This is a genomic window from Pseudoalteromonas sp. HM-SA03, assembly GCF_002289345.1.
Taxonomy (GTDB): Bacteria; Pseudomonadota; Gammaproteobacteria; order Enterobacterales; family Alteromonadaceae; genus Pseudoalteromonas.
In genome coordinates, this window is sequence record NZ_NSDG01000098.1 from 17,612 (window position 1) to 23,318 (window position 5,707).

Here is a 5,707-nt window from a genome sequence, read left to right on the forward strand (position 1 = left end):
AAATCCCTATCTCTCCGCCACCTCATTCCCAAAACCGCCTCCAAATGGCGGTTTTTTTCGTTTGGAGGCGTGTATGTCTGCGGCTAGTAACATGGCAATAATAAAACATAGTTCTATTTGGATTGTATTTAGTTATTTTTATCTTAGTGGCCTAAACATGGCGCTAACGTTGTCGATTGATTCGCAACAAGACCCTGATATTACGATGACGCTGCTGCATATTTTTTTATTCAATTGCCTTGTTGGTCATCTGATCACTAAATATGAAAAATCCTGGCCAGAAATCGCCAGTGTGGTTATTGCATTATTTGGTGTGGTTGGATTTGGACATTACTTTGTTGGTAGCTTGGGAGAGTACAGTGATGAGCTTAATATTGGTCTCGTATTATTGCTGCCATTTGCAACCTTTGTAATGAAAAAACTCAAACAATATGCCGAAGAGAAAGCCGCTAGTTAGCGGTTTTTTTGTGTCCGACGAATAGCTCGACTGCTTGATAATCAAGCAGCTCCGGTATCTTGCCTATTTTGGCTGTGATACAATCTAAGGTTCTTGTTAATAAAAAATATGGAAAGACTATGTCTCAATTCAACACAGACGCAGATAAAGCGAGCTACGGTATTGGTTTACAAATGGGTGAGCAACTTAAAGCAAACCCTTTTGAAGGTCTAAACCTTAACTCTGTATTCGAAGGTATGAAAGACGCTTATGCTGGTGACAGCTTCCGCGTTGAGATCCCTGAAATTCAAGCAGCATTTGAGAAGATCAATGCTGAAATCCAACAGCGTCGTGAAGAAGAAGCGAAAGTATTAGCAGCTGAAGGTGTTGCATTTCTAGAAGAAAATGCAAAGCGTGCTGAAGTAACAGTAACTGAGTCTGGTCTTCAGTATGAAGTAGTTGAAACTGGCGAAGGTGATAAGCCTGTTGAAGATTCAAAAGTACGTGTTCATTACCACGGTACTCTAATCAACGGTACTACATTTGACAGCTCTTACGAGCGCGGTCAACCAGCTGAATTCCCAGTAAATGGCGTGATCAAAGGTTGGACTGAAGCACTTCAAATGATGCCAGCAGGTTCTAAATGGCGTCTATACGTACCGCATGAGCTTGCGTACGGCGAGCGTGGTGCGGGTGCTGCAATCGCACCTTTCTCAACGCTAATTTTCGACGTAGAGCTACTAGAAGTTTTATAATAGCATCGCGTGATCAAAAAAGGCCTTCTTGATGAAGGCCTTTTTGCGTTTAGCCAAAGCTGCTGAGAACACAACTTTGGCTGTTCGACAAGACTTTAGTAAGTCGCACTGCCTTTAGTGCGAGGGAAGGCAATAACGTCACGTACGTTGCCCATGCCAGTAACATATGCAACCAAGCGCTCAAAGCCAAGACCAAAGCCTGAGTGAGGCACTGTTCCATACTTGCGTAGGTCGCGGTACCAGCTGTAATCTTCTTTGTTTAAGCCCATCTCTTCAAGACGCGCATCTAGCACATCTAAACGCTCTTCACGTTGTGAACCACCAATGATTTCACCAATACCAGGCGCAACGACGTCCATAGCGGCAACGGTTTTACCGTCTTCGTTTTGGCGCATGTAGAATGCTTTGATATCACGAGGGTAGTTTTTGATAACTACTGGTGCGTTAAAGTGTACTTCAGCAAGGTAACGTTCGTGCTCTGATTGTAAGTCGACGCCCCACTCAACAGGGAATTCAAACTCTTTATCACATGCTTTTAGAATTTCGATAGCATCTGTGTAATCTACCTGAGCAAAGTCTTTATCGATGAATGATTCTAGGCGAGTAATGGCATCTTTTTCGATACGCTGTGCGAAAAACTCCATATCATCACGACGTTCATCAAGTACTGCTTTAAATACATACTTCAACATGTCTTCTGCAAGCGCTGCGATGTCGTTAAGGTCGGCGAATGCCACTTCAGGCTCAACCATCCAAAACTCTGCCAAGTGACGAGAAGTGTTTGAGTTTTCAGCACGGAATGTTGGACCAAAAGTATAGATTTTTGAAAGGGCACTCGCGTATGTTTCACCGTTAAGCTGACCAGATACGGTCAAGAATGCTTCTTTACCAAAAAAGTCTTCTGAATAGTCTACATCGCCTTTGTCTGTGCGTGGTAGGTTGTTCATATCAAGTGTAGATACACGGAACATTTCGCCTGCACCTTCACAGTCACTTGCGGTAATGATAGGCGTGCTGATCCACTGGTAGCCACGCTCATGATAGAAACGATGGATAGCTTGCGCAAGACAGTTACGTACACGCGTAACCGCGCCCATAACATTAGTGCGAGGGCGAAGGTGCGCATGTTCGCGTAAGTATTCGATACTGTGGCGTTTTGCAGCCATTGGGTATGAATCTGGATTCTCAACCCAGCCTAATACCTCAACACTGTTCGCTTGGATCTCAAAAGATTGACCTTGACCTTGTGATTGTACAAGCACACCAGTCACCGCTACTGAACACCCAGCAGTAAGACGAGTCACTTCGTCATAATTATTCAGCGAATTAGGGACTACGGCTTGAATAGGGTCAAAACAAGAACCGTCATGAACGGCTAGAAATGAAATACCTGCTTTTGAATCACGTCGTGTACGGATCCAGCCCTTTACTGTTACTTGGCTGTCAACCGCAACGGTGCCTGCTAGTAGCTCCGTTATCGCTGTGTGGCTCATCTTTACTCCAAATGATTTATTTTTTATTTGTAAATTAAAAGACAGAGTGTCTTATCGTCATGTAAGCCGTATCTTACCTGCGATGGACAAATAAAAAAACACTGAAATGCAAAAAACTAGGCTGAAAAGAATGAGTAAAAGCCATGAAAAAACGGTCGGACTGTGGCATTATGAATGTTCGATGATAAAAATAGCTTTATTAATACTAACAGTGACGTTCAAAACTCGATGAAACAAGTTTTTATTTTGAGGGGTCTACCTGGCTCTGGAAAATCGCATTATGCGCAAACGCTAGCCGACGATCTCGTCTCCGGCGATGAAACACAGTATTTTATCTGTTCAACCGATGATTATTTTCTTAATGAAAACGGCGAGTATCATTTTGAAAAACAACGCCTTTCAGAATATCACAACTTAAACTTAGCGCGGTTTATTAATGCCCTAGCTGAAGGTATCCCTTTGGTCGTTGTTGATAACACCAATATCAAGAAATGGGAATTTGTTGCTTATGCGTCAGCTGCCGTGGCAATGGGTTATCAAGTGAAAGAAGTCATTGTTGGCGAAATTAAAGATAAGTCCCTACAGCACTTATATGCCAAGCGTAATAGCCATGGCATTGGCTTGAAAACAATTTCAAAAATGGCCCACCTTTTCGAATGGTGATAAAGCTTAGGGAAGTGTAACCCTAACAACGCTCGCGCATGTAAAACAGGGTAGTATCGTATCCGATCTTACAGTTAAAAAGAGTGGGTTTAGACTTCACCTTAGAGCAAACAAGAGACGGTCGTCAATGTTAGCCTTATTTTACATAGCGGCAGGTTAGTTAACTCATTCCTGCCCCATTGCTATTCAGCAGTGTGATGTGCAACCAACTTTTTTAGCTTCAGTTGACCCAATTTTCGTAATGCTACTGAGTTTCGAAAGGGCTCTGACATTTATATTGTATCTAACGGGCTAGTTGTACCTGCAAAATGTTGGCCAAGTACATGTGTATAGATTTGTGTGGTACTAACGTCATTATGGCCCAGTAATTCTTGAACACTTCTTATATCACGACCAGCTTTAAGCAAATGGGTTGCGAAGCTATGCCTAAACGTATGGCAGGTGACGCGTTTATTTATTTGAATATTACGCACGGCATTCCCGAGCGCTTTACGAATAACACTTTGATGTAAATGGTGCCTGCAAAGTGTTCCTGTATAAGGATTGATCAAGTAGTGCTGGAAGGGAAAATAAACATCCACCCATGCTGCCTAAACGCGTTGGGATACTTGCGTTCTACTGCATTTGGCAGAGATGGACCTATCCCGTGAAGGTTGTCATCCTGTTGAATTTTAATAGCCATTTCAATATATGTAGTGAGCTTTTTTGAGCATCTATTGCTGAGGATGGTTTGCCTATCTTTATGCCCTTTTCCGTCTCTAACGGTCAGCGAAGCTCTATCAATATCAATATCTTGGATACGTAACCTGAGGCATTCTGAAACTCTTAGTCCGCTACCATAGAGTAGTTCTATTATTAGTCTATCGCGGCCATCAAGTTCATTTAGTATTAGTGAGATTTCTGATGGGGATAACACTGTAGGTAAATGTCTTTGTTTAGTGGCATAGCAAAAACCTAACGTATAATTGAAGACACCCACCGTTATTTGTATCTAAGCTGGCAAAGTGAGATTAAAACGTGCGAAAAGACTTAAAGAATATGGACAAAAAGCGTTCTTAGATAGGGTGATCTTTGGCGGGTAAACGTATCGCTACACTAAAATTGGGTTATCGCGCACGACAACGCGCTGCAAATACAACAGTAAGAAATTCTAGCGTTGAGAATGTGAGTTTTGCTAAGCCAACAAGCGCTCGCAGTTTGTTAGGTTTGTCCGTCGTCGTTTTTGCAGTGTTTCGCAGTAAGCGGTTATTGTTCGTTCTCGACCAACGGCACCGTGAAATACCCGAGAAAACTGCGTAGTGAGTTTTATCCAGTTCTCCGGTTCGATATTTAGTCGAGTGAGTATGGGTTGTGCTTCGTTAATATAGCCTCGCTTGTCGGCGCGAATACATTGGCCTGTGAGTTCAACCAACTCAATATAGGATTTGAGCTCGAAAGGCAGTCCTTTTGGCATATGTTTTCGTGGGCTGCTAGCAAATCGTAGTAGGCTTTTTGGCTGTTTACCTAATTTCGCATGGTCAATTCGCTTTTTGATGCTGGTGTAGTCTGAGGTTTCAGGCGTTGCGGCAATTTTGGCTCTAATGGGGTTCAAGTCTACGTAAGCGAGACAAGCAGCCAGTGCTGCTTCATCCAGTAATGCTTGGGATTTAAATCGTCCTTCCCAAAATCGGCCTGTACAGTTATCTTCTATATTTGCTCGGCGGGCGATGTCTTCGTTAAGCACCCGCATAAACCAACTAATATCCGCTAGTCTTCCCCTGTACTTATCAACCAGCTCATCTAGCATCAATTGCTCCGACTCATTGAGTGGCTCACCTTCAGTAAATTTTTGGCTTATCCAATTGCCTTTAAACAACTTGTGCCACCGCATCACAATTGCTTCATCCGACAGACGTTTCGCCTTTTTGTCATCAACATATAAAACAATGTGAGTATGATTACTCATCACGGCATAAGCACAAACATCAATGCAAAATATGGAAGCCAACATCAAGAGCTTTTCTTCAACCCAATCACGGCGATGTTCGTATGATTTTCCGGTAAATTTATCTTCACCGCACAGAAAGGCGCGCCTCACGCAACGGGAGATACAGTGATAATATTTGGTGTCGGTTAAACTAATTTGTCTTTTACGGGCAGTTGCCATAGTCTGGTTTCCTCAATCCATTGAGTGCAGAGCTAAAGCTTAGGTGGTATCTTAGGAAGGTGCAAATTAGAGGTGGGTGTCAGCGATTTGTTGTTTACGGGCAGTTGCCATAGTCTGGTTTCCTTGTTGTGGTTCAATAAACTCGGACACTATTTTAGGTGGTATCATTACCACTCAACTAGAGGTGTCCAATGGCAAGAAAACGTCGAACATT

5 protein-coding genes, 1 tRNA gene and 1 pseudogene (1 of these 7 only partly in view) are annotated in these 5,707 nt (G+C 42.9%); 4 read left to right on the forward strand and 3 right to left on the reverse strand.

Features of this window, described 5'->3' with window-relative positions:
* The 3 genes from CKO50_RS18765 to CKO50_RS18775 form a co-directional block, all read left to right on the forward strand.
* Positions 1-20 (forward strand) — tRNA-Ser (locus CKO50_RS18765) (it extends 79 nt beyond the left edge of the window).
* Positions 21-73: 53 nt separating this feature from the next.
* Entirely contained in the window at positions 74-457 is a 384-nt protein-coding gene (locus CKO50_RS18770; RefSeq protein WP_010379075.1) for a hypothetical protein, read from the forward strand.
* A gap of 119 nt (positions 458-576) precedes the next feature.
* Entirely contained in the window at positions 577-1,191 is a 615-nt protein-coding gene (locus CKO50_RS18775) for an FKBP-type peptidyl-prolyl cis-trans isomerase (protein ID WP_010379072.1), read from the forward strand.
* A gap of 95 nt (positions 1,192-1,286) precedes the next feature.
* Here the strand turns inward: CKO50_RS18775 and asnS are convergent, their stop codons facing one another.
* A complete protein-coding gene (asnS, locus tag CKO50_RS18780; protein ID WP_010379069.1) occupies positions 1,287-2,684 on the reverse strand; it encodes an asparagine--tRNA ligase in 1,398 nt (465 codons plus the stop codon).
* A 228-nt stretch (positions 2,685-2,912) separates the two neighbouring features.
* On the opposite strand from asnS, the gene CKO50_RS18785 reads away from it, so the two are divergent.
* A complete protein-coding gene (locus CKO50_RS18785; protein ID WP_026000942.1) occupies positions 2,913-3,347 on the forward strand; it encodes an AAA family ATPase in 435 nt (144 codons plus the stop codon).
* Positions 3,348-3,619: 272 nt separating this feature from the next.
* Here the strand turns inward: CKO50_RS18785 and CKO50_RS24885 are convergent.
* Both CKO50_RS24885 and CKO50_RS18795 read right to left on the reverse strand, forming a co-directional pair.
* Positions 3,620-4,305: pseudogene (locus CKO50_RS24885) on the reverse strand (integron integrase); the annotation flags it as partial.
* A 216-nt stretch (positions 4,306-4,521) separates the two neighbouring features.
* Entirely contained in the window at positions 4,522-5,493 is a 972-nt protein-coding gene (locus CKO50_RS18795) for a transposase (protein ID WP_095729395.1), read from the reverse strand.
* Positions 5,494-5,707 lie beyond the last annotated feature (214 nt).

Excerpts from the sequence above, each read along its gene's own strand:
- asnS (WP_010379069.1), bottom strand. The coding sequence starts at position 2,684 with ATGAGCCACACAGCGATAACGGAGCTACTAGCAGGCACCGTTGCGGTT.
- CKO50_RS18795 (WP_095729395.1), bottom strand. The coding sequence starts at position 5,493 with ATGGCAACTGCCCGTAAAAGACAAATTAGTTTAACCGACACCAAATAT.
- CKO50_RS18770 (WP_010379075.1), top strand. The coding sequence starts at position 74 with ATGTCTGCGGCTAGTAACATGGCAATAATAAAACATAGTTCTATTTGG.
- CKO50_RS18785 (WP_026000942.1), top strand. The coding sequence starts at position 2,913 with ATGAAACAAGTTTTTATTTTGAGGGGTCTACCTGGCTCTGGAAAATCG.
- CKO50_RS18775 (WP_010379072.1), top strand. The coding sequence starts at position 577 with ATGTCTCAATTCAACACAGACGCAGATAAAGCGAGCTACGGTATTGGT.